The 20,795-nt window shown below is 68.1% G+C and carries 19 protein-coding genes; 10 read left to right on the forward strand and 9 right to left on the reverse strand.

What is annotated here, in order from left to right; genetic code table 11:
- Positions 1-116: 116 nt before the first annotated feature.
- Entirely contained in the window at positions 117-821 is a 705-nt protein-coding gene (locus AC07VX_RS02430) for a phosphatase PAP2 family protein (protein ID WP_493163316.1), read from the reverse strand.
- A gap of 10 nt (positions 822-831) precedes the next feature.
- Positions 832-1,524: a hypothetical protein gene (locus AC07VX_RS02435; protein ID WP_493163315.1), complete on the reverse strand. Its 693-nt coding sequence runs from the start codon at positions 1,522-1,524 to the stop codon at positions 832-834.
- A gap of 124 nt (positions 1,525-1,648) precedes the next feature.
- Between AC07VX_RS02435 and AC07VX_RS02440 the strand changes: the two genes are divergently transcribed.
- Together AC07VX_RS02440 and AC07VX_RS02445 are read left to right on the forward strand one after the other, a co-directional pair.
- The gene (locus tag AC07VX_RS02440; protein ID WP_493163836.1) at positions 1,649-2,581 is read left to right on the forward strand and encodes an ABC transporter substrate binding protein; all 933 of its coding nucleotides are present in this window, start codon (positions 1,649-1,651) and stop codon (positions 2,579-2,581) included.
- Between the two features lie 83 nt (positions 2,582-2,664).
- Positions 2,665-4,902, forward strand: a complete 2,238-nt coding sequence (locus AC07VX_RS02445) for a hybrid sensor histidine kinase/response regulator (protein WP_493163314.1) — start codon at positions 2,665-2,667, stop codon at positions 4,900-4,902.
- Here the strand turns inward: AC07VX_RS02445 and AC07VX_RS02450 are convergent.
- Positions 4,848-5,582, reverse strand: coding sequence for a response regulator (locus AC07VX_RS02450; RefSeq protein ID WP_493163313.1), 735 nt, complete (start codon positions 5,580-5,582; stop codon positions 4,848-4,850). The genes AC07VX_RS02445 and AC07VX_RS02450 overlap by 55 nt on opposite strands.
- 205 nt (positions 5,583-5,787) lie before the next feature.
- On the opposite strand from AC07VX_RS02450, the gene AC07VX_RS02455 reads away from it, so the two are divergent.
- Complete coding sequence (locus AC07VX_RS02455; RefSeq protein ID WP_493163312.1) at positions 5,788-6,417, forward strand: helix-turn-helix transcriptional regulator; 630 nt, start codon at positions 5,788-5,790, stop codon at positions 6,415-6,417.
- 7 nt (positions 6,418-6,424) lie between these two features.
- Here the strand turns inward: AC07VX_RS02455 and AC07VX_RS02460 are convergent, their stop codons facing one another.
- From AC07VX_RS02460 to AC07VX_RS02485, 6 genes are all read right to left on the reverse strand, one after another.
- On the reverse strand, positions 6,425-7,210 hold the full coding sequence (locus tag AC07VX_RS02460) for a potassium channel family protein (protein ID WP_493163311.1): 786 nt from the start codon (positions 7,208-7,210) through the stop codon (positions 6,425-6,427).
- A gap of 73 nt (positions 7,211-7,283) precedes the next feature.
- Positions 7,284-8,606 (reverse strand): ATP-dependent protease ATPase subunit HslU, encoded by a 1,323-nt coding sequence (gene hslU / locus AC07VX_RS02465; RefSeq protein ID WP_493163310.1) that lies wholly within the window; start codon positions 8,604-8,606, stop codon positions 7,284-7,286.
- Complete coding sequence (gene hslV, locus AC07VX_RS02470) at positions 8,603-9,169, reverse strand: ATP-dependent protease subunit HslV (RefSeq protein ID WP_493163309.1); 567 nt, start codon at positions 9,167-9,169, stop codon at positions 8,603-8,605. Before hslV ends, hslU begins: the two co-directional genes overlap by 4 nt.
- A gap of 38 nt (positions 9,170-9,207) precedes the next feature.
- Entirely contained in the window at positions 9,208-10,971 is a 1,764-nt protein-coding gene (locus AC07VX_RS02475) for an STAS domain-containing protein (protein WP_493163308.1), read from the reverse strand.
- Positions 10,972-10,990: 19 nt separating this feature from the next.
- Positions 10,991-11,641, reverse strand: a complete 651-nt coding sequence (dksA, locus tag AC07VX_RS02480; RefSeq protein ID WP_493163835.1) for an RNA polymerase-binding protein DksA — start codon at positions 11,639-11,641, stop codon at positions 10,991-10,993.
- A gap of 151 nt (positions 11,642-11,792) precedes the next feature.
- Positions 11,793-12,845, reverse strand: a complete 1,053-nt coding sequence (locus tag AC07VX_RS02485; RefSeq protein WP_493163307.1) for a CobW family GTP-binding protein — start codon at positions 12,843-12,845, stop codon at positions 11,793-11,795.
- A gap of 115 nt (positions 12,846-12,960) precedes the next feature.
- Between AC07VX_RS02485 and AC07VX_RS02490 the strand changes: the two genes are divergently transcribed.
- From AC07VX_RS02490 to AC07VX_RS02520, 7 genes are read left to right on the forward strand one after another with little or no spacing between them, the layout of a single operon-like run.
- On the forward strand, positions 12,961-13,842 hold the full coding sequence (locus AC07VX_RS02490) for a CorC family transporter (protein WP_493163306.1): 882 nt from the start codon (positions 12,961-12,963) through the stop codon (positions 13,840-13,842).
- The gene (lnt, locus tag AC07VX_RS02495; RefSeq protein ID WP_493163305.1) at positions 13,839-15,290 is read left to right on the forward strand and encodes an apolipoprotein N-acyltransferase; all 1,452 of its coding nucleotides are present in this window, start codon (positions 13,839-13,841) and stop codon (positions 15,288-15,290) included. Before AC07VX_RS02490 ends, lnt begins: the two co-directional genes overlap by 4 nt.
- Positions 15,291-15,319: 29 nt before the next feature.
- Positions 15,320-16,249, forward strand: coding sequence for a glycine--tRNA ligase subunit alpha (gene glyQ / locus AC07VX_RS02500; protein WP_493163304.1), 930 nt, complete (start codon positions 15,320-15,322; stop codon positions 16,247-16,249).
- Positions 16,249-18,393, forward strand: coding sequence for a glycine--tRNA ligase subunit beta (gene glyS, locus AC07VX_RS02505; protein WP_493163303.1), 2,145 nt, complete (start codon positions 16,249-16,251; stop codon positions 18,391-18,393). The genes glyQ and glyS overlap by 1 nt, the downstream gene beginning before the upstream one ends.
- A 7-nt stretch (positions 18,394-18,400) precedes the next feature.
- Complete coding sequence (gene gmhB, locus AC07VX_RS02510) at positions 18,401-19,045, forward strand: D-glycero-beta-D-manno-heptose 1,7-bisphosphate 7-phosphatase (protein WP_493163302.1); 645 nt, start codon at positions 18,401-18,403, stop codon at positions 19,043-19,045.
- Positions 19,045-19,839 carry a lysophospholipid acyltransferase family protein gene (locus AC07VX_RS02515; RefSeq protein WP_493163301.1) on the forward strand — a complete coding sequence of 265 codons (795 nt, stop codon included), beginning with the start codon at positions 19,045-19,047 and terminating at the stop codon, positions 19,837-19,839. The genes gmhB and AC07VX_RS02515 overlap by 1 nt, the downstream gene beginning before the upstream one ends.
- A 5-nt stretch (positions 19,840-19,844) precedes the next feature.
- Complete coding sequence (locus AC07VX_RS02520) at positions 19,845-20,654, forward strand: M48 family metallopeptidase (RefSeq protein ID WP_493163300.1); 810 nt, start codon at positions 19,845-19,847, stop codon at positions 20,652-20,654.
- The last annotated feature ends 141 nt before the right edge of the window (positions 20,655-20,795 follow it).

Below are 20,795 nucleotides of genomic sequence, written 5' to 3' on the forward strand. Positions count from 1 at the left end.
CGACTCATGGGCCGATCCGTCCTACCAAGTGCAGTGCCCCCAATGCTGAAGGCGCCGGGGGTGTCAAGCGCGTGAGCGGGCAGTCAAGGCTTCACTTCAACGGCGCCGAATCAAGATCAGGGCACCAGATGCGGCCATTCGCGCTTGGCCTGATTGAACAGGGCCAGCAAGGCCGGAATCCTCAGGAACTCGTCAGCGAGCTGAACTGCCAGGATGGCGCCTGCCGCCGAATCGCTGGCGAAGTGCAAGCCGGCAATTTCGCGACGCCGCGCCACACCCTGTGCTGCTTGCTGCAGACTCGGCCTCAGCTTGGGAAACATGCGTGCATAGAGTTCCGCCACCAGATGCGCCTGCGTCGAGTGCCCGCTCGGATACGCGGGATGGCCGGGGTAGAACTGTGACGGCGGCTGGAACATGGGATCGAGCGGCAGATCGCAGCAATGGTGCGGGCGCCCGCGATTGAACTGCTCCTTGAAGGTGAACGTGACAGGCACGGCGTCCCACAACGTGGCTTGAAGCAGGTTCGCGGTCGCAGGCGGCAACTTCTGAGGGATCAGGGGGCCGATGAGTTGCTGGACCTTGTTGATGGCCGCGTAGACGTCCACCGCCTCATTCTGGATGTCGGTCAAGTTCGACGGCCGATCCTGCGTTGCACGCAAGACGTCACGGCACTCAGCCTCGACGTTCTTCAGATCAGGGCCGGCAAGGCTGATCCTGGTCCGCCAATCTCTTGGCAAGTGCAGCAGCTTCTGCCTTGCAAGCTCCCTGACATCACTGGACCAGGCCGACTCCGGAAACGGATTTGCAGCGAACCAGACCATGCGGCCTCCTTCAGTAGACGCCCATGACGGCAAAGGTGATGAGCGATACCGCCTTTGCATCGAGCAGCCACTCGCTGCCATCGGCGCCGCCTAGCCATGCATAGGCCGCGGCCTCGTCACCGATCACCACCTGGAACTCGTGCCGCAACCCCTCGCCGCCCGGCACACCGGTCAGTCGAAGATCATCGAAAGCCCACGCACCAGCCATCGAGGCGCCGGCAAAAATCATTCGTCCCTGCGCGGGCGGCACCGGTCCGTTCTTGACACCGAGATCGGGGTCATTGGCAGGTGGAGGCGGCGGGACAAGCGACTTGAGACTTGTTGCGACAGCCGGACTGGCAGGAGGAACGCCTGCATGCTTGTCGTCCACTGCCTGACTGGTGCGGCCTGCTCCGCCGATCTTCGATTTCGCGTTCGCCGGCGGAACTCCGGCGTTCTGGGGCTGTGGCATCGCCGTGGCCTTGGCCGCCTTGGCGGCCAAGGCCGCCTTGCCTTTCGTCTTGGGCGGCGGCACGCCGGCGTGCTGCGGCACCAGGCCCCCCCTGACGAACCCCTCCACTATGGATGAAGCGCGCATCGAACCGCTATCTGGCGACCATGCGACCAACATGTCAGCCATACCGACGCCCGCGGCTGCCGGCGCTGTCTTTCGCGGACCCGAAACCGACTTCACCCAGCAAAAGTGATGCTTGATTCTCTCCATGACCCACCCTTCTAATCCGTGTTGGCGCAAATGGACATTTGCGGCGCGAGGATAGAAAAAAGGGAGAAAGGTGGCTAGCGGACTTTTGGCTCGCACATGGGTACTGGTCTTTGGTATCGCATTGGTGGTCGCGCTGCGCGCCGATGGCGCCTTGTCGCCTCCGCCATGGCGGGTGGTCTTTCTGGGTCGGGTCGCCCCTGAGCGCGACGTTTCCTTCGAGCGGCTCAAGACGGCCTTGGCCCGAGTGCGGCAAACGGGTGATGCAACGATCTCTGTCGAGTTCGTCTCAACAGGCGGCGCGGACGGTCTGGTCGACGATGCCCTCGTGGCCGTCGCGGCAGGAACAGGCCCGGATTTGCTTGTCGCCCCGAACGGCGCCACTGCGCTGGCGGCTCGTCGCGTTGCACCTCAGCTGCCCTTGGTCTTCACCGGCTATCTCGATCCAGTGAGGTTTGGCATCGTGTCGGGGCTGTCGCGCCGACCGGAGCCTGCAACCGGCTTGTGGATTCGTGACGACCTCGATCCGAAACGGATCGAAATCCTCAGTGATGCCTACCCAGGCGTACGCCGAATCGCCGTGCTCGGTGATCGCTCATGGAGCGAGAACGTCGACGCGGAGCGCATTCTGCCTGCCATGTCCAACCCGCAAGGCCTGCAAGTCTCGGTTCTGCATGCCGACTCGCTGGAACAGGCTCAGGCCCTGCTGGCCACGACGCAAGCGAGGGAGTTCGACGCCTGGTGCATCCCGCGTTCCTATCTCGCGCTCCTGGCGGGCAAGGAGCTCATTGAAACCTTGCGCGAGTGGCGCAAGCCGGCGATCTTCGGCGGCACGGACAGCGTCCTGGCTGGCGCACCGCTCGCCTATGCGCCTGAAACTTCGCAGGCTTGGCCCATCGTCGCGTCGCTGGTGAGGCGCATCCGACAAGGGGAGCGGGCAGGCGACATCCCGATTGAACGTCCCCAGCGTTTCGTTCTGGCGGTTCGCACCACGCCCGACATCAACGTCCCGCTGGCCAGCATCGCCGTCGTGCGGCGGGCTGACATCGTCGTCCGCTGAGACCGCACATGCCCATGAGCCTCCGGCCGCGCGCCCCCAAGTACCGGTCGCTGACCCGACGATATGCCGTACAAATGTGCGGCTTGACGCTCGCACTGCTGCTCGTCTCGGGTGGCATCGAGGCCTACCTGGTCTATCGATCCTCCCTCGAGCGTGTTGAAGCCGTCCAGGAAGCACAAGCCGAGGGCGCTGCGCGCGAGATTTCCGCCTACTTCAATGTCATCCAGGTTGGACTGCGCGATGTGGCCAAGATGCCCTGGGGCCGGCCTGGTTTCGGCCTGCAACAGCGCCGCGAAGAGTTCCATCGACTGATGCAATTGGTACCGGCGATCATCGAACTGGAGGTGGCAGACAACCAGGGTCGGGAACAGTTGTTCACTTCGAAGCACAGCGTGGATCGCATCTCCGCCGGGACGCCTGTCGACGAGCCCGACCTCGCCCGCGTAACAGCCAAGGAAGGGCTGCGGCGCGGCCAAACCTTCTTCCGTGACGGACACCTTCCAACCGTTCGACTGGCGGCGTTCGATGGCGTCGGAAGCATCATCGCCACCATTGACCTGCGCCTCCTGAACGAGGTGGTGTCGCGGCTGCGCGCGGGCGAGGGCGGGCTGGCGTACGTGGTTGATGGCGAGGATCACCTCATCGCGCACGCGCAGCCCACATGGGTCCTGCGCCGCCCGGTCATGGCGGACAACCTTGCGCTGCGCCAGGCCCGCGCCAGCCGGGCCGCTTCCATTCTCGTGCGCGGCTTGGCCACGCGAAGCCTGGGGGGTGAGGCCGTCATCGTGACGGCGGCGGCAGTCCCCGAGCTAGGTTGGGTGGTCTTCATGGAACAGCAGCGCGATGCTGCCTTCAGGCCGGTCTGGATCGCATTGGGACGCACAACCGTGCTGATGCTGATCGGTGGTCTTGCGGCCCTCATCCTAGGCATCTTGTTTGCACGCCGCATGGCGGCTCCCATCGTCGCCCTGCGGCAGGCCACGGCTCGGATTGCGGGGGGCGACCTCGATGCCACGCTGGAGATACGCCGCCACGACGAGATCGACGATCTCGCGCAGGACTTCAATCTCATGGCGTCGCGCCTGCGCGACCTCTACGCCAGCCTTGAAGCCAAGGTCACCGAACGCACCGCCCAGCTCTCAGAAGCACGCGACGTGCTCGCCGCTCGCGCCGACGAACTCTCGCGACTCAAAGACGAGGCCGAGCGCGCCAACGCCGCCAAGACCCGCTTCCTCGCCGCCGCCAGCCACGATCTGCGCCAGCCCATGCACTCGATCAGCCTGCTGCTGGGCGTGCTGCAGAGCAGGCTCAGCAGTCCCGAGCACTTGGCCCTGGCCGAGAAGATCCAATCCTCCGTCGCCACGATGGAGAACCTGTTCGGCAATCTGCTGGACATCTCCAAGCTCGACGCCGGCACGGTGCAGGCCCACGTCGAGGACGTGGACCTGGCCTGGCTGTTGCACCAGCTCGAACAGATCTGGGGACCGCAGGCGGCCGAGAAGGGGCTGAAGCTGCATGTGCGCGCCTGCGACTTCGCCGTCAAGGGCGACGCGGCGCTGTTGGAGCGCATCGCCGGCAATCTCGTCGCCAACGCCATCCGATACACCCAGCAGGGTGGCGTGCTGGTGGCGTGCCGACGCCGTGGCGACGCGGTGGAAATGCAGGTCTGGGACAGTGGCCCGGGCATCGAGGCGCGCTACCGCGAGGCCATCTTTGAGGAGTTCTTCCGCATCGGCGCCCCCGGCACGGGCCAGGACAAGGGCCTCGGGCTGGGTCTGTCCATCGTGCAGCGCAGCGCCCACATCCTGGGCTACCAGCTCAGCGTGGACAGCCGCGTCGGCAAGGGTTCGGTGTTCCGCGTCGCGATGCCGCTGGCCAGGCTCGCTGCAAGGTCAACCAAGACCGCGCCGCGGCTCGTGGCAAGCCAGCAAGCGCTGGAGGGTTGTTTCATCGTCGTCGTCGACGATGAAGCAATGAACGCCCAGGCCCTGGTGGATGCGCTGCTGGCGCTGCGCTGCCATGTCGTTGCCGCTGCCTCATGCGACGAAGCGCTGGCTCAGTTGCAACAGCACCTGCGCGTGCCCGATCTCATCGTCACCGACTACCAGCTCGGTGCCGGCCGCGATGGCTTCGAGGTCATCCAGCGGCTGCGCCAACACTACGACGACGACATCCCCGCCATCGTCGTCACGGCCAACACCGATGCCAGCCTGCAGCCGCGCGCCCAGGCCTGCGGAGCGCGGCTGCTGCACAAGCCCATCGGGCTTCAGCGGCTGCTGGACGCCATGCAGGAGTCGCTGGCATCAGCCGAGACCCCCTGAGCCTGTACGGGCTCCTCGAAGCGCAGGCCCAGGCGGCTGGCCGCCAGCACGGCCTGGGTGCGGGTCGTCACGTTCAGCGCGCGCAGCACTGATGAGGTGTGGGCCTTCACGGTGCTGAGTGACAGGTTGAGCTGGCGTCCGATCAGCTTGGCGGGCTTGCCCTGCAGCAGCAGGTGCAGCACGTCGGCCTGGCGCGGCGTCAGCCCGAGTTCGGTGGCCCGCCGGCCCTGCACCGGCACCGGGACCACGGCCGGCAGGGGCATGGCGGGCGGCATGGTCCTGCCGCCGAGGAAGACCGAGGGCGGCAAGTAGACCCCCTTGGCGAGGATGAGGCGCAGCGCGCCGAGCATGACCTGCGAGGTCGAACTCTTGGGGATGAAGCCCATCGCGCCGGCGTCCAGCACGGCCAGCACCGTGTCCTTGTCGTCGGCCGAGGACATCACGACAACGGGAACCTCGGGGTGGTCGCGCCGCAGCCGGCCCAGGCCCTCCAGGCCCGACAGCCCTGGCAGGCCCAGGTCGATCATCACCAGATCGGCGCTGCCGCGTTCGGCCAGCAGCGCAAAGGCCTCCTCGCAACTGCCCGCCTCCCAGGTCTCCAGTTCCTCCACGAGCGGCTTCAACAGCAGCGCGACGCCCTCGCGGAACAAGGGGTGGTCGTCTATCAACAGAATTTTCATGGCAGTCTCCCCGCTGCACCTGATGGTATCGACGCGCGCCACTTTCGGCGCCAGGCGAAGGGCGTCCTTTTGGCCTGGCCATTTGGCCCATGCGCAAGACCCGCCCGCCCAAGTACTTCTCGGCAATGGCGAGGGCCAGGCGTGGTCACCAAACTTGAGGACATCAGACGGCGTCATCGCGCCGCAGAGGCTCAGGGAGATCCACATGCTGCAAGCCAACTTCATTTCGTCGCAGGAACGCGCGTTCCAGGAAACCTGGCCGAGCCAGGTGTTGGGAGCCCTGCCCCAGCCGCTTCTGGTGGTGCTGCCCGACCGGCGCGTGCTGTTTGCCAACGCGAGCGCCGAGGCCCTGCTGGCTGACGGGCTATGGCAGTCGCGCTTGGAGCACCTGATGAGCATGGGCCAGTTGGACGCTCAGCGCCTGGGCGAGACGCTGGCGCTGGCCGCGGCCGGTTCGGCATCGCGCACGGGCCTGTGGTTCACACCCGGCCTGACCACCGGCTGGCTGCATGTCGCGCCGCTGGCGCCGACCATCACGCGTGCTTCGGGCTGGCCGGACGGCAGCCTGCTGCTGACCATCCACCTGGACCAGCCGGCCTTGACGCAGGCCGCCCGCATCGACGCGATCACGCGGCAGTACCGCCTCAGTCCAGCCGAGCGCCATGTGCTGCTGCTGCTCGCCGACGGTGAACCCGTGGACGCAGCGTCCCGCCACCTCGGCCTGTGCGTCAGCACCGTGCGCAGCCACGTCCGCAATCTGCTGGGCAAGACCCAGGCGCCCTCGCTGATGCAATTGCTGCGCTGGGCCGGAAGCGCCCGGACGCTGCCGCACTGACGAGTGCTCAGCCCGGCGGCGGGCGGATGCCTTCGCGCAGCGCCGCCACCTCCGCCCGCAGCGCACTCACCTCGACGTGCAGCTGCCGCAGGATGTCGTGCTCGATGCGCCGCTCGGTCGTCTCCACCCACATGGCCGCGATGGCCGCCGTGACGAGGGACAGCACGGCGTATCCCAGCAGCACGACGAAGACGGCGAAGATCTTGGCCGCGGGGGTGCTGGGCACGATGTCGCCATAGCCCACGGTGGCGGCGGTCGTGAAGGCCAGCCACAGCCCGTCACCCAGCGTGCGCACGCGCGGCTCCAGCGCCCAGAAACCGACGCCGCAGAAGCACAGCACGGCGAACGCCAGCAGCAGCAGGTAGCCCAGGCCGCCACGGGTGATCCAGGGTCGCAGCGTCCAGACCATGCGCAGCAGGCTCAGCAGCGCCACCGCCAAGCGCAGGGCCAGACTGGCGGGCGAGTCCACGCTGGCGGGCAACAGCGCCGCCAGCAGGAAGCCGGCGATCAGCGCCAGGTCTAGCACATTGCGCCGCAGGTGCTGGCGCGGGTGGTCGAGCCGGCGGGCCACCTGCCAGAGCGCCAGCGCGAGGACGGACGCCGCCGTCAGGTAGATGGCCGTGGCCAGCGGCGTGGGAAGCTGCTCCAGCAGTTCGATGTAGAAGGCGGGAATGGTCGCCAGCAGCGACGCGAGCACGGGCCAGCGCCAGCGCGCACGCTCGCGCACGGCGGCCGCGCTGGTGCCCGGCGGATGCGCCAAGCCCCAGGTGCGCGAAGGCGGCTGGACGGTCATACCCCAGCCTAAACGCCCGCAGGCCCCGGCGGCTTGCGTCAGCGCAAGCCGGCGCCAGAAATGGCGGGGCCGCTCAGAGGATGAAGCGCGACAGATCCTCGTTGGCCGCCAGCGCCCCCAGCTTGGCATCCACCGCGGCCGCGTCCAGCGACACGGTCTGGCCCGCCTTGTGCGGCGCATCGAAGCTGATCTCGTCCAGCAGCCTCTCCATCACCGTGGCTAGGCGCCGGGCACCGATGTTCTCGGTGCGCTCGTTCACCTCGAAGGCGATCTGCGCCAGGCGGCGGATGGCCTCGGGCTGCAGGTCCAGCGTGACGCCTTCGGTCGCGAGCAGCGCCTGGTACTGCTTGACGAGGCTGGCATGCGTGCTCGTCAGGATGGCCTCGAAGTCGGCCACCGACAGCGAGTCCAGCTCGACGCGGATGGGCAGGCGGCCCTGCAGCTCGGGGATGAGGTCGCTCGGCTTGGCGAGGTGGAAGGCGCCGCTGGCGATGAACAGGATGTGGTCGGTCCTCACCATGCCGTACTTGGTGGAAACCGTCGTGCCCTCCACCAGCGGCAGCAGATCGCGCTGCACACCCTGGCGCGAGACCTCGGCACCACCGCCCTCCTGGCGCGACGCGACCTTGTCGATCTCGTCGATGAAGACGATCCCCATCTCCTGCGCGTTGACCAGGGCGGTCGCGCGGATCTCCTCCTCGTTGACGAGCTTGGCCGCCTCCTCGTCGACCAGCAGCTTGCGTGCCTCGGCGATCTTGAGCTTGCGCGTCTTCTTCTGCCCTGCACCGTACGGGCCGAACTGGCTGAACATGCCCTTGAGCTGCTCGGCCATGTCCTCCATGCCCGGCTGGTTGCCGAAGGGCGTCAGCACCTCCAGGCTGGGCTTGGGCGCGGCGAGGTCGAGCTCGATGTCCTTATCGTCGAGCTGGCCTTCGCGCAGGCGCTTGCGAAAGCCCTGGCGCGTGGCGTTGTCGGCCTCGGAGCCCGGCAGCAGCACGTCCAGGATGCGCTCCTCGGCGGCATCCTCGGCGCGGGTCTCGCAGCGCCGCATGGCGCCCTCGCGCTCCTGCTTCACCGCGACCTCGATCAAGTCGCGGACGATGGAGTCCACGTCCTTGCCGACGTAGCCGACCTCGGTGAACTTGGTCGCCTCGACCTTGATGAAGGGCGCACCGGCCAGGCGCGCGAGGCGGCGGGCGATCTCGGTCTTGCCGACGCCCGTGGGGCCGATCATCAGGATGTTCTTGGGCGTGATCTCGGCGCGCAGCTTCTCGTCGACTTGCTGGCGGCGCCAGCGGTTGCGCATGGCGATGGCGACGGCGCGCTTGGCGGCCTGCTGGCCGACGATGTGGCGGTCCAGCTCGGAGACGATCTCCTGGGGCGTCATCGAACTCATTCGAGCACCTCCAGCGTGTGGCTCTGGTTGGTGTAGATGCAGATATCGCCGGCGATTTCCAGCGAGCGCTTGACGATGTCGGCCGCACTCAGCTCCGTGTGGTTGAGCAGCGCCTTGGCGGCGGCTTGAGCGTAGGCACCGCCCGACCCGATGGCGACGATGCCCTGCTCGGGCTCCAGCACGTCGCCGTTGCCGGTAATGATGAGCGAGGCCGTCCGGTCGGCCACGGCCAGCATGGCTTCGAGGCGGCGCAGCACGCGGTCGGTGCGCCAGTCACGCGTCAGCTCGACGGCAGCGCGCACCAGGTGGCCCTGGTGCTTCTCCAGCTTGGCCTCGAAGCGCTCGAACAGCGTGAAGGCATCGGCCGTGGCGCCGGCAAAGCCGGCCAGCACCTGCTCGCGGTAGAGCTTGCGCACCTTGCGCGCGCTGGCCTTGACGATGGTGTTGCCCAGCGTCACCTGGCCGTCGCCGCCGATGGCGACCTGCCAGCCGGCGGGCGTCTGACGGCGCACCGAGACGATGGTGGTGCCGTGGTAGACGGCAGAAGAAGAATCGGAAGACATGGAGGCTCCAGATAAGGCCCGGGAGCCGCGGTGCAAGATCAGTTGATCCGCACTTTCACTTTCGCGTGCTCGTTGATGCCCATCGCGCCGAAGAACAGCGCGACGAGGCGGTGGGCGTCGGTGAAGACGACCGATCGGTTCTCGCTGCGGCGCTGCAGCACCCAGTTCAGCAGGTCGCCAGCGGCCATGAAGTCCAGGCGGATCAGCTTGGTGCAGGAGATGTTGATGAGGCTGGCCTCGCCAACCTCGGACGACAGGCCGCGCAGGTTGTCGGAGATGTCGCCGCTGAGCTGGCCCATCAGTTCCAGCTGGGCGGTGACGCTGGCCGCATCGGGCAGGCCGGTGTCCAGGAAGGTCGACTGCGCCTCGCTCTGCATCGTGCTGGTCGCCGCGCTGTTCGTCGAGGCGCCCTCGCCACCCATGCGCACGCGGCACTTGGCGCGCTCCCAGGACGGCGGCGACACCTCGTAGGTCACGCAGTAGTCGATCGCGGCCTCGTCGAACTGGTCGGGGCGGTTGGCCAGGCGCAACGCCTCCAGGCGCAGCATCCACAGCGCCGGGTCGGTGTCGCGCTCGCCGACCGGCGCGAGTTCCTTGAGCTGGTTGAGGAAGCGGTCACCGCCAATCCAGCGCTGGTCGACCTGCTGCATGGCCCATTGCCGCAGCAGCTGGCGCATCTGGATGGCGGCGTCGATCTCGACGTCGTCCAGCGAGCCCCAGTCGAAGACCCAGGGCATGGGCAGGGTTTCGCTGCGCTTGTGCAGCACGGCCACATCCTCGGCCGTCAGCGTGGAGGGTGCCGTCCAGCTGACCTGGCTGGCCTTGGCCATCGGCGACCGGTTGGACTGGCGCGTCGACTCGGCCACCAGCTTGGGCATGGAGAACCACTGCGGCGCCGACAGGCCGAACTGCTGGGCGTATTCCACGGCCAGCGCCTCGAACTTGCCCTGGGCGCCGGTGGCGCGGTAGTGGTCGAACAGCACCAGCCAGGTTTCGCCATGCAGATTGCGGCTGCCGCCCGGGTGCACCAGCTCCGTCAGCGCACGCTCGCTGGTCTCGTAATCGGCATTGGCGAAGGCGATGACGGCCTCGTCGAGCTCGGGGTCGTGCACGACCTCCTGCACCTCGACTTCGGGCGTGGACTCCGCCAGCGAAAAGGACAGCGGCATGTCCAGCGGCGGCAGGTCGGGCAGGCGGCTGGGCGGCGAATCGGACAGCGGCGGAATGGCCGCGCCCATGGTCACAGCGGCAGGCGGCGTGGGGGCCTGCAGGCGCTGCACCTCGCGCGGGGTGGCGAATTCGCTGACGCGGCCGCTCGCCGTGTCACCCGGCTGCGGCGCGGTGACCGTGGAGGCAAAGGCGGCGGGCCGCGTGGGAGTCTCGAAGAAGCCCGGCTGCTGCTTGGGCACAGCCTGCGTCGTCGCAAAGCTCTCGCCAACCATCTGCTGCTCGATCTCGTCGATCTTGGCCTTCACGCCGAGATCGATCTTGGAATTGGGCTCGCTGATGCGCTCGTCATCGCCCAGGCGCGACGGAGACGAGGCCAGGGCCGCGAGCTGCTCGGGCGTCAGGCCCTCGCGGCGGATGCGGCGCAGCATGTCGAGCTCGCGCTTTCGCACGAAGTCGTTGCGGCGCTTGCGCTCCACCATGGCACGCAGCTCGGCCTTGGCGAGATCGCCCTCGGGGTCGTCCTGGCGCGAGTTGATCTCCGACCAGTCCGTCGTGGGGTTGGCCACGAAGCGCGCAACCTTGCGGAAGAAGCTGTCGCCTTCCTTGGGGTCTGCGGGCTTGGAGTCGGACATGTCGCCAGGGTAAGGGAATTCAGTCCCCGAACATCTTCTGTTTCAACTCGCGGCGCTGCTGCGCTTCCAGCGACAGCGTCGCGGTCGGGCGTGCGATCAGACGGCCCAGGCCGATGGGCTCGCCGGTCTCGTCGCAGTAGCCGTAGTCGCCGCTGTCCAGGCGGGCGATGGACTGCACGATCTTCTTCAGCAGCTTGCGCTCGCGGTCGCGGGTGCGCAGTTCCAGGGCGTGCTCTTCCTCGATCGTGGCGCGGTCGGCCGGATCGGGCACGATGGTCGTGTCCTCGCGCAGATGCTCGGTCGTCTCGCCGGCGTTGGACAGCACGCCGTCCTTCAGTTCGGTCAGCTTGGCGCGGAAGAACTCGATCTGCTTGGCGTTCATGTACTCCGAGTCCGGCATGGCCAGAACTTCGGCGTCACTCAGCTCGGCACCCGGTTTGGTCTTCCAGGCGTTGGCGAGCTTAGGGTCGCCCTTGGCGGCCACCCGCGGCGTCTCGTCGGCCTGGTTTGCACCGCGCGCGGGCGGTTTCGGCGGAGCAAAGCGATCGGCAAAGCGGTTCGCCGGTGCGGGGGCGTCCAGCATCGCGACGTCGGCGCCGGCGTCAGTCTTCTTCGCGCCCTTGGCGGGTGCGGCGGCGGTTTTGGGGGCCGGGGTCTTGCTCACAGTCATCTCCTCGCTCAGGGCTTGCATCGGCGCGGTGTCAGACCTTGATCCCACTGCTTTTCAGCCGGCAGCCCAATTTTGAGCGCGGCGGATTGTAGCCACCAGGAATCACGAGTCTGCGCCTCCCCGAAAACGGTGTTCCGGGCGCCGAAAAACATCACGCCAAACAGCCTTCCAAGCCTTGCATCAGCACCTCTTTGGGCAGGTCGATACCGATGAACACCATCTTGCTCTGCTTTTTCTCGCCCGGCATCCATTTCGGGCCGAGATCGGAACCCATCATCTGGTGCACGCCCTGGAAGATGACCTTCTTGTCCGTGCCCTTCATGTGCAGCACGCCCTTGTACCTGAGCATCTTGGGGCCGTAGACCTGCACGATCGCGCCGAGGAAGTCCTCCAGCTTGGCCGGGTTGAAGGGCTTGTCCGAGCGGAACACGAAGCTCTTCACATCGTCGTCGTGGGCATGGTGATGAGGGTGGTCGCAATGCTCGCCATGCTCATGGTCGTGATCATGGTGATGATGGTGGTGGTCGTGATCGTCCGCCTTGAGGAAATCGGGGTCGATCTCCAGCTTGGCGTTCAGGTTGAAGCCGCGCAGGTCGAACACCTTGCTGAGCGCCACCTCGCCGAAGTGGGCGGTCTGGATGGGCGCCCGCGGGTTCATGTGCTTGATGCGGTGGATCAGCGCCTCGACCGCGGCCGGCTCGACCAGGTCGGCCTTGCTGATGAAGATCTGGTCGGCAAAGCCCACCTGCATGCGCGCTTCCTGCCGGTTGTCGAGCTGCTCGTCGGCATGCTTGGCGTCCACCAGCGTCAGCACCGAGTCCAGCAGGTAGCTCTCGGCGATCTCGTCGTCCATGAAGAAGGTCTGGGCCACCGGGCCGGGGTCGGCCAGGCCGGTGGTCTCGATGACGACGCGCTCGAAGTCCAGCTCGCCCTTGCGGCGCTTGGCGGCTAGGTCGGAGAGCGTCGTGCGCAGATCCTCGCGGATGGTGCAGCAGACGCAGCCGTTGCTCATCTGGATGATCTGCTCGTTGGTGTCCGACACGAGGATGTCGGTGTCGATGTTCTCCTCGCCGAACTCGTTCTCGATGACGGCGATCTTCTGGCCGTGGGCCTCGGTCAGCACACGCTTGAGCAGCGTGGTTTTGCCGGCGCCGAGGAAGCCGGTCAGGATGGTGGCGGGGATGAGGCCTGGGGCAGTGGACATGGTGGGGACCGGTTTTCGTCGAAGGCGGCAGATATGGGGACTAGGCGCCCCGGAACAAGGTCTTGTCAAACCAATCGGCTATTCTGTCCCTTCCGCAATACCCTGACAGCGCCCCTTGAGCGAACCGCATTCAGGCAGGCCCCCAAGTCGCGGGGCCGCCAAACACCCGCCCGAGGCCCGCGGCCTGCTGGAGCGCATGCTGGAGTTCCTGCACCCCGGCCCCGACTCCAAGACCGAGCTGATCGAAACCCTGGCCGACGCCGAGCAGCGCGAGCTCATCGAGCCCGAGTCGCGCCAGATGCTGGAAGGCGTGCTGCGGATGGCCGAGCTGTCGGCCGGCGACGCCATGGTGGCCGCGCCGCGCATGGACCTGCTGGACATCGATGCACCCTACGACGAGTTGCTCGCCGTCGTCATCGACACCGGCCATTCGCGCTTCCCCGTCTACGAGGGCCAGCGCGACAACATCATCGGCATCCTGCTCGCCAAGGACCTGCTGAAGATGCAGCGCGCTCCCGAGCTCAACCTGCGCGCGCTGCTGCGGCCCACGGTCTTCGTGCCCGAGAGCAAGGGCCTGAACGAGTTGCTGCGCGACTTCCGCTCCAACCGCAACCACCTGGCCATCGTCATCGACGAATTCGGCAACACCGCCGGCCTCATCACCATCGAGGACGTGCTGGAGGAGATCGTCGGCGAGATCGAGGACGAGTTCGACGAGAAGGACGGCGAGAGCGGCCTGTACACGCTGGCCGACGGCAGTCTGCGCGTTGCTGGCGACGCCAGCATCGCCGCCGTCAACGGTGCCTTCAGCCTGGCCCTGCCGGACAACGACTTCGACACCATCGGCGGCCTGGTGGCCCACGAGCACGGCCGCGTACCGCGCCGTGGCGAGACCGTGCAGGTGGCGGGCCTGAACTTCGCCGTCATGCTGACGCGCGGCGGCGCCGTGCGCTGGTTCAAGGTCACGCGCGCCCCCGAAGAAGAGACCCAGGCGTGAAGGGCGCGAGGGCCACGGCGGTCGCGCTGGTGGCGGGCCTGCTGCACACCTGCGCGTTTGCCCCGACGGGGGCCTGGTATCTGCAGCTCTTCGCGCTGGCGCTGCTGTTCGCTGTCGTCGAGCAGGCCACACCCAGACTCGCGGCGCTGGCCGGAGCGCTGTTCGGCTTCGGCTGGCTGGCCTCGGGCCTGTGGTGGCTGCACATCAGCATGCACCAGTTCGGCGGCATCCCCTGGCTGCTGGCCGCCCTGGCGGTGGCGCTGCTGGCGGCCTTCCTGAGCGGCTACTACGCGCTGGCCCTGGGCCTGACGGCGCGCTGGATCGCGCCCGGGCGCTGGCGGCTGCTGGCCCTCGTGCCGGCCTGGCTGCTGGCCGAGCTGGCGCGGGCGACCTGGCTCAGCGGCTTCCCGTGGATCGCCTCGGGCTACGCCCACACCGTGGGCCCGCTGGCCGGCTGGGCACCCTGGGTCGGCGTGTATGGCATCTCGGCGCTGGCGGCGCTGGCGGCGGCCGGCCTCGTGCTGCTTAGGCGCGGCGCCACGGCCTGGGCTGCGCCCGCGCTGCTGCTGCCGTTGGCAGGCCTGCTGCTGCCGCAGGAGTTCACCGCCTCCACCGGCCGCCTGGCCGTGTCGCTGGTGCAGCCCAGCATCCCGCAGGATCAGAAGTTCGACCCCGCACGTTTCGCCGCCAACCTCGACGCGCTGGCCCGGCTCATCGAATCGGCGCGCGGCCGGGTCGTCATCACGCCCGAATCCGTCGTGCCGCTGCCACTTGCGGAACTGGACCGGGCCACGCTCGTACGACTTTCGCGTCCCGACCGGCCGGCCCTGCTCGGCAGCTTCCTCGGCAATGCCGACGAGGGCTTCGTCAATTCCGTCGTCGCACTGGGCAGCGACTATCACTACGGCAAGCGCCATCTACTGCCCTTCGGCGAATTCATCCCGCCCGGTTTCGCGTGGTTCGTGCACGCGATGAACATCCCGCTGGACGACCAGGCCCGCGGCGACCACCAGCGCGCCTGGCCTGTAGCCGGCCAGCGCCTGCGGCCGCTGATCTGCTACGAGGATCTGTTCGGCGAGGACATCGTCGGCAGCACCGTTTCGGAATCGGGCCCCGAGTCCGCGACCGTCTTCGTCAACGTCAGCAACCTGGCCTGGTTCGGCACCGTCATGGTCCAGGACCAGCACCTGCAGTTCTCGCAGATGCGGGCACTCGAATTCCAGCGCCCCGTCGTGCGCTCGACCAACACCGGCGCCACCGCGGCCGTGGACCATCACGGCCGCGTCACGTCGCGCCTGCCGGCGCTGGTGCGCGACGTGCTGGAGGCCGAGGTCGAGGGCCGGACGGGCGCCACGCCCTATGCCCGCTGGCTGGCCGCCTTCGGCCTCTGGCCGCTCTGGGGCAGCGCGTTGTTGACCCTGATCGGCCTGAGGAAGGCGGCCCAATAGAATCGGCCACCCCCTTTCAGTCCCATCTCATGCTGACCTTCCAGCAAATCATCCTGACGCTTCAGGACTATTGGTCCCAACAAGGCTGCGCCCTGCTGCAGCCCTACGACATGGAAGTCGGTGCCGGCACCAGCCACACCGCCACCTTCCTGCGTGCCCTCGGCCCCGAGCCCTGGAAGGCCGGCTATGTGCAGCCCAGCCGCCGCCCCAAGGACGGCCGCTACGGCGACAACCCCAACCGCCTGCAGCACTACTACCAGTACCAGGTGGTGCTCAAGCCCGCGCCGGCCAACATCCTGGAGCTGTATCTCGGCTCGCTGGAGGCGCTGGGGTTCGATCTGAAGAAGAACGACGTGCGCTTCGTCGAGGACGACTGGGAGAACCCCACGCTCGGCTGCTGGGGCCTGGGCTGGGAGGTCTGGCTGAACGGCATGGAGGTGACGCAGTTCACCTACTTCCAGCAGGTGGGTGGCATCGACTGCAAGCCCATCACCGGCGAGATCACCTACGGCCTGGAGCGCTTGGCCATGTATCTGCAGGGCAAGGAGTCGGTGTACGACCTCGTCTACACCGACGGCCTGACCTACGGCGACGTGTTCCACCAGAACGAGGTCGAGCAGAGCACCTACAACTTCGAGCACAGCGACGTGGATTTCCTGCTCGGCGCCTTCGCCGCGCATGAAAAGCAGTCCAAGCACCTGATGGAACGGCAGCTCGCCCTGCCCGCCTACGAGCAGCTGCTGAAGGCCGGCCACAGCTTCAACCTGCTGGACGCCCGCGGCGCCATCTCGGTGACGGAGCGCGCCGCCTACATCGGCCGCATCCGCAACCTGGCCCGCGCCGTCGCGCAGAGCTATGTCGACAGCCGCGCCCGCCTCGGGTTCCCGATGGCGCCCAAGGCCTGGGCTGAAGAAGTGGTCGCGCAGATCGAACTGAAGAACAAGAAGGCGGCCGCGTGATGTCTGCAAACCTGCTCGTTGAACTGTTTGTCGAAGAGCTGCCGCCCAAGGCGCTGAAGAAGCTGGGCGAGGCTTTCGCCAGCGTGCTGGCCGACAGCCTGAAGGCCCAGGGCCTGGCTGCTGCCGATGCCGCCGTCACGTCGTTCGCGTCGCCGCGCCGCCTGGGCGTGCATGTCGCCGGCGTCGCCGCCAAGGCCGCCGACAAGGCCCAGCAGCAGAAGCTGATGCCCGTCGCCGTCGCACTGACCGCCGACGGCCAGGCCACGCCGGCCCTGCTGAAGAAGCTGGCCTCCGTCGGCGCCGGCCCCGAGGTCGTGCCGCAGCTCAAGCGCCAGCCCGACGGCAAGGCGGAAGCCCTGTTCTGGGACAGCGTCCAGCCCGGCGCCACGCTCGCTCAAGGCCTGCAGAAGGCCCTGGACGAGACCCTGGCCAAGCTCCCCATCCCCAAGGTCATGACCTACCAGCTCGCCGACGGCTGGACCGACGTGAAGTTCGTGCGCCCGGCCCACGGCCTGGTTGCACTGCATGGCAGCGACGTCGTGCCGGTGCGGGCCCTGGGCCTGACGTCCGGCCGCACGACGCAGGGCCACCGTTTCGAAGCGGCGCTGTCCACCGTCGGCATCGACTCGGCCGACAGCTATGCGACCCAGCTCTTCGAGCAGGGCGCGGTCATCGCCGGCTTCGCCGAACGCCGCGCCGAGATTGCGCGCCAGCTCAAGGGCGCGGCCGATGCGCTGAGCCTGACGCCCATCGCCGACGAGGCCCTGCTGGACGAAGTGACCGCCCTGGTCGAGCGCCCCAACGTGCTGACCTGCGCCTTCGAGCCCGAGTTCCTGGCCGTGCCGCAGGAATGCCTCATCCTGACGATGAAGGCCAACCAGAAGTACTTCCCGCTGCTGGACGCCGCCGGCAAGCTGACGCGCCACTTCCTGGTCGTCAGCAACATCGCGCCGGCCGATGCGAGCGCGGTCGTACAGGGCAACGAGCGCGTCGTGCGCCCGCGCCTGGCCGACGCCAAGTTCTTCTTCGACCAGGACCGCAAGAAGAAGCTGGCCGACCGCCTGCCCGGCCTGGCCAAGGTGGTCTATCACGGCAAGCTGGGCTCGCAGGGCGAACGCGCCGAGCGCGTGACGCGCATAGCCCACGCCATCGTCAACCAGCTCAGCATGGCCACCCTGCCCTACACGGTGGACGCGGACGACGAGTTCAAGGTGCTGGACAGCAAGGTCAAGCAGGCCGCCACGCTGGCCAAGTGCGACCTGCTGACCGACATGGTCGGCGAGTTCCCCGAGCTGCAGGGCATCATGGGCGGCTACTACGCACGCCACGAGGGCCTGCGCGACGGCGTCGCCATCGCCATCGAGGACCACTACAAGCCGCGCTTCGCCGGCGACGCGCTGCCGCGCAACCACACCGGCACCGTCGTGGCCCTGGCCGACAAGCTGGAGACCCTGGTCGGCCTGTTCGGCATCGGCCAGCTGCCCACCGGCGACAAGGACCCGTTCGCGCTGCGCCGCCATGCGCTGGGGGTCATCCGCATCCTGGTCGAGAAGAACCTGCCGCTGGACCTGCCGGCCCTGATCGAGGCGGCCCTGCCGTCGTTCGGCGAGCTGATCGAGAACCCGGTCGGCACGCATGAGGCGCTGCTGTCCTTCTTCACCGACCGCCTGGCCGTGAGCCTGCGCGACCAGGGCTACAGCGCCCAGGAAGTCGACGCCGTGCTGGCGCTCAACCCCGCGCGCCTGGGCGATGTGCCCAAGCGCCTGGAGGCCGTGCGCGCCTTCGCGGCCCTGCCCGAGGCCGCCTCGCTGGCCGCCGCCAACAAGCGCGTCGGCAACATCCTGAAGAAGGTCGAGGGCGAGCTGCCCACCGAGGTCAAGGCCGCGCTGCTGCAGGAGTCTGCCGAGCAGGCCCTGGCCGCTGCGATTGCCGAAGTGCAGCCGCAGGCCGACACCCTGTTCGAGCAGCATGACTACACCGGCTCGCTGAAAGCTCTGGCCGCCCTGAAGGCGCCGGTCGACGCCTTCTTCGACGACGTGATGGTCAACGCCGAGGATGCCGCCCTGCGCGCCAACCGCCTCGCGCTGCTGGGCCGCCTGCACGCCGCCATGAACCGGGTCGCCGACCTGTCGCGCCTTGCCTAAGACCCCCATGCGTGCCGATCACGCCCACGGCATGAAGCTCGTCATCCTCGGGCGGGACGGCACGCTCAACCGCTACCGCGACGACCACGTCAAGGCGCCCGAGGAGCTGGACCCGCTGCCGGGCGCGATGGAAGCCGTCGCGCGCCTCAACCACGCCGGCTGGCACACGGTGCTGGCCACCAACCAGGCCGGCATCGGCCGCGGCCTGCTGGACATGGCCTCGCTGAACGCCGTGCACCTGCGCCTGAACCAGCTGCTGGCCGAAAAAGGCGGGCGCCTGGACGCGGCCTTCTTCTGCCCGCACACGCCCGAGGAAGGCTGCGACTGCCGCAAGCCCCTGCCCGGTCTCATCAAGCAGATCGGCGAACGCTTCGATGTGGCACTGGGCACCGTGCACATGGTCGGCGCCTCCCTGACCGACCTGCTGACGGCGCAGAACGCCGGCTGCATCCCTCACCTGGTGCTGACCGGCCCCTTCGGCAGCCTCGGCACCGAGGAACTCGCCAACCTGCTCGTGCAGGTGCCGACAGCCCGCGTGCATGACGACCTGACGAGCTTCGCTGAAACCATCGTCCAGGAGGAGCGCCGCCGCCTGGCCGAGGCCCGCGGCGAGGCCCTCACCCCCGACACCCAGGCCGGAGACCTGCACTGATGTCCACCCTGCTGAGCGCCATCCGCTCGCTGATCTTCGTCATCGTCCTCATCGTGACGGTCATCCCCTGGGCGCTGGGCGTGCTGCTGCTGTCCATCTTCCGCCGCGGCGACCCGGTCTACTGGGCCTGCGCCGGCTGGCTCAAGGTGGCCATCTGGAGCGCGCGTTTCATCTGCGGCGTGCGCTGGCGCATCCAGGGCATGGAGAACCTGCCGACCGCGTCGGACCGCCGCGCCGGCGTCGTGCTGCTGTCCAAGCACCAAAGCACCTGGGAGACCTTCGCCTACCCGGCCTTGCTCAGCCATCCGCTGGCCTATGTCTTCAAGCGCGAGCTGCTCTACGTGCCCTTCTTCGGCTGGGCGATGGCGCGCATGGACATGATCCACATCGACCGCGGCCGCCGCACCGAGGCCTGGAACAAGGTGCTCACCCAGGGCAAGCGCCTAGGCGGCATGGGCAACTGGGTCATCATGTTCCCCGAGGGCACGCGCATCCCGCGCGGCCAGGCGGGCGAGTACAAGACCGGCGGCACCCGCCTGGCCATCGAGGCCGGCCTGCCCGTCGTGCCGATTGCGGCGACAGCCGCGCGCTGCTGGCCACGCAAGAGCTTTTTGCTGCGCCCGGGCGTCGTCGACATCTCCATCGGCCGGCAGATCCGCCCCGAGGGCCGTGCGCCCGCCGAGCTGATGAACGAGGTCAGGGACTGGATCGAGAGCGAGATGCGCCGCCTCGACCCCGAGGCCTACCAAAACCCTCCGCCCGCCGGCGTGGCCGGCGCCGCCAGCCAGCACTGAGCCCCATGCCGCCCAAGCGTCCGGCCCCGCTCCTGCAAGACAGCCAGCTGTCGCTGTTCGACGTGGCGTCGGAGATCACGCCGGCCGAGCCCGGCACGACGCGCTCGCAGCGCGAGCTGTGGCTGGGCCAGCACCGCATCGGCTACGAGCTCAAGCGCGCCCGCCGGCGCAGCATCGGCTTCGTCGTCGGGCCTCAGGGCCTGCGCGTCAGCGCGCCGCGCTGGGTGCCCGTCAACGAGATCGAACGCGCCCTGCACCACAAGGGCGAATGGATCCTGCGCAAGCTCGTCGAGCAACGCGAGCGCCAGCAGCGCATCCAGGCCTCGCGCATCGAATGGCTGGATGGCGGCAGCCTGCCTTACCTCGGCGCGCCGCTGACGCTGGTGCTGGCCCCCGCCGACCGCGAGGTGGTCTGGGACGAAGCCATGCGCTGCTTGCGCCTGCCGCTGCCCGGGGGCGCGTCGGCCGAGCAGATCCGCGACCTGACCCAGTCCTGGCTGCAGGCCCGCGCGCGCGAGGACTTCCTGCCGCGATGCCAGCGCTTTGCCGAACTGCTGGGCGTGACGATGAAGACGCTGCGCCTGTCGGCCGCCCAGACCCGCTGGGGCAGCGCCAGCGCCGATGGCAGCATCCGCCTGAACTGGCGCCTCATCCACTTCGCGCCGGCCATCATCGACTACGTCGTCGCCCACGAGCTGGCCCATCTGCGCGAGATGAACCACAGCCCGGCCTTCTGGGACACCGTGCGCTCCGTGCTGCCCGACTTCGAGCGCTCCCGCGAGGCGCTACGCGAGGAATCCATCGTCGTGCAGTGAGCCGGCCGGCTCAGGCCCGACCTGCAATGGTTTGCTTGTGAATATTCCCGCAGGGCCGTCACCGCAGCGCCTTCACGTTCAGCAACACTCCGCGCCGACGCTGTCATCACAGGTGCCCAATGCCGGCTCGGCCGGTGGGAG

Source organism: Roseateles sp. GW821-FHT03B02 (genome assembly GCF_059421025.1).

What these genes read in the sequence shown, in the direction of transcription:
- AC07VX_RS02430 (WP_493163316.1), bottom strand. Translation starts at nt 821, where the DNA reads ATGGTCTGGTTCGCTGCAAATCCGTTTCCGGAGTCGGCCTGGTCCAGT.
- AC07VX_RS02435 (WP_493163315.1), bottom strand. Translation starts at nt 1,524, where the DNA reads ATGGAGAGAATCAAGCATCACTTTTGCTGGGTGAAGTCGGTTTCGGGT.
- AC07VX_RS02450 (WP_493163313.1), bottom strand. Translation starts at nt 5,582, where the DNA reads ATGAAAATTCTGTTGATAGACGACCACCCCTTGTTCCGCGAGGGCGTC.
- AC07VX_RS02455 (WP_493163312.1), top strand. Translation starts at nt 5,788, where the DNA reads ATGCTGCAAGCCAACTTCATTTCGTCGCAGGAACGCGCGTTCCAGGAA.
- AC07VX_RS02460 (WP_493163311.1), bottom strand. Translation starts at nt 7,210, where the DNA reads ATGACCGTCCAGCCGCCTTCGCGCACCTGGGGCTTGGCGCATCCGCCG.
- hslU (WP_493163310.1), bottom strand. Translation starts at nt 8,606, where the DNA reads ATGAGTTCGATGACGCCCCAGGAGATCGTCTCCGAGCTGGACCGCCAC.
- hslV (WP_493163309.1), bottom strand. Translation starts at nt 9,169, where the DNA reads ATGTCTTCCGATTCTTCTTCTGCCGTCTACCACGGCACCACCATCGTC.
- AC07VX_RS02475 (WP_493163308.1), bottom strand. Translation starts at nt 10,971, where the DNA reads ATGTCCGACTCCAAGCCCGCAGACCCCAAGGAAGGCGACAGCTTCTTC.
- dksA (WP_493163835.1), bottom strand. Translation starts at nt 11,641, where the DNA reads ATGACTGTGAGCAAGACCCCGGCCCCCAAAACCGCCGCCGCACCCGCC.
- AC07VX_RS02485 (WP_493163307.1), bottom strand. Translation starts at nt 12,845, where the DNA reads ATGTCCACTGCCCCAGGCCTCATCCCCGCCACCATCCTGACCGGCTTC.
- glyQ (WP_493163304.1), top strand. Translation starts at nt 15,320, where the DNA reads ATGCTGACCTTCCAGCAAATCATCCTGACGCTTCAGGACTATTGGTCC.
- glyS (WP_493163303.1), top strand. Translation starts at nt 16,249, where the DNA reads ATGTCTGCAAACCTGCTCGTTGAACTGTTTGTCGAAGAGCTGCCGCCC.
- gmhB (WP_493163302.1), top strand. Translation starts at nt 18,401, where the DNA reads ATGCGTGCCGATCACGCCCACGGCATGAAGCTCGTCATCCTCGGGCGG.
- AC07VX_RS02515 (WP_493163301.1), top strand. Translation starts at nt 19,045, where the DNA reads ATGTCCACCCTGCTGAGCGCCATCCGCTCGCTGATCTTCGTCATCGTC.
- AC07VX_RS02520 (WP_493163300.1), top strand. Translation starts at nt 19,845, where the DNA reads ATGCCGCCCAAGCGTCCGGCCCCGCTCCTGCAAGACAGCCAGCTGTCG.